This is a genomic window from Dyadobacter sp. CY312 (assembly GCF_021390535.1).
Lineage (GTDB): Bacteria > Bacteroidota > Bacteroidia > Cytophagales > Spirosomataceae > Dyadobacter.
Genome location: NZ_JAJUXG010000055.1, coordinates 1 through 1,390, shown reverse-complemented (window position 1 = coordinate 1,390; position 1,390 = coordinate 1). Strand labels below are relative to the sequence as shown.

General features: G+C 37.3%; 2 protein-coding genes. Both read left to right on the top strand.

What is annotated here, in order from left to right:
* Positions 1 to 39 precede the first annotated feature (39 nt).
* On the top strand, positions 40 to 474 hold the full coding sequence (locus LZG71_RS30335; protein ID WP_233827030.1) for a helix-turn-helix domain-containing protein: 435 nt from the start codon (positions 40 to 42) through the stop codon (positions 472 to 474).
* A complete protein-coding gene (locus LZG71_RS30330; RefSeq protein WP_310587802.1) occupies positions 399 to 1,337 on the top strand; it encodes an IS3 family transposase in 939 nt (312 codons plus the stop codon). Before LZG71_RS30335 ends, LZG71_RS30330 begins: the two co-directional genes overlap by 76 nt.
* The last annotated feature ends 53 nt before the right edge of the window (positions 1,338 to 1,390 follow it).

The following is a 1,390-nucleotide window of genomic DNA, read 5'->3' as shown; positions in this document are numbered from 1 at the left end:
TGTCCCGTCCTGAAATAGCGATACACAAATTGTACAGCTATGCAAGAGAATCCTGAAACCAAGTATGTTAAACGAACGCAGAAGGACTATTCGATGTCTTTTAAATTAGAAGTTGTGAAAGAGGTTGAGCGAGGAGAGTTGTCAATTGGAGCATCGGCTCGCAAGTATGGTATACAAAATCCTACTACTGTCACAAACTGGTTACGCAAATACGGTAAATTTGATTGGGAAAATCAAACACCATCGAATATGCCTAAAACTCCTGAACAAAAGATTTTAGAGTTAGAGCAAAAAGTGAAGCTCTTAGAGAAGCAGAAGGCCTTTTTAGAAAAGCAGGCTGAGACCTCGGACAAAAAAGCTATCATTTTTGACATGATGATCGATTTGGCAGAAAAGGAATATCAAATTCCTATACGAAAAAACTACTCACCCGGGCAATCGACCAATTTAGATCAGAACAAAAAGAAACACTAGTTTCTACCTGTGGATTACTCGGGGTTAGCAGACAGGTTTATTATCGCAAAAAGAGTTCCAAAACAAAGCATCAGCAAACTTCTTTGAAGGTGATTGACTTGGTTCAGTCTGTGCGTTTAAAAATGCCACGTATAGGTACAAGAAAACTCTATTATCTATTGCGGGAGCAATTGGAAGAGCTGGGTGTAGGGCGAGATAGATTATTTTACATATTGAATGTCAATCATTTATGTATTTATCCAAAGCGAAGTTATCACGTGACTACCAACTCACACCACCGGTTTCGTAAACATAAAAATCTGATTGAAAATATGTCTGTTGCACAGCCAGAACAAGTATGGGTATCCGATATTACTTACATTGGTGATCGAAATAACCATACTTATTTGTGCCTGGTGACAGACGCTTATTCCAAGAAGATTGTCGGTTATGATTTGTCTGATAGTTTAAATGCAAGTGGTGCAGTAAGAGCTTTGAAAATGGCTTTGAAACAAAAGAAAAATAAAGAAGGCCTTATTCATCACTCGGATAGAGGTCTTCAATATTGTTGTGATGACTATCAGAAAGTGCTTAAAAAACACAAAATCAGATGCAGTATGACAGAGTCCTATGATCCTTATGCGAACGCAGTAGCAGAAAGGGTAAACGGAATTTTGAAAGATGAATTTATGCTCGAAAGATATCAGGTTAATATGCAAACGATGAAAAAGCTTATCAGGGACAGCATAGAAATCTATAATTCCTTGCGGCCTCATTATTCATGTTTTATGTTGACGCCAGATCAAATGCACAAACAGAAAGACATCAAAATACGCACCTATAAAAGAGAAAACCGTTACAAGAATAACCTTGCAACGGCTTAATTGTAATAACTTAACGAATCTTAAATCCGTATCGCTATTTTAGGACTAGTCAA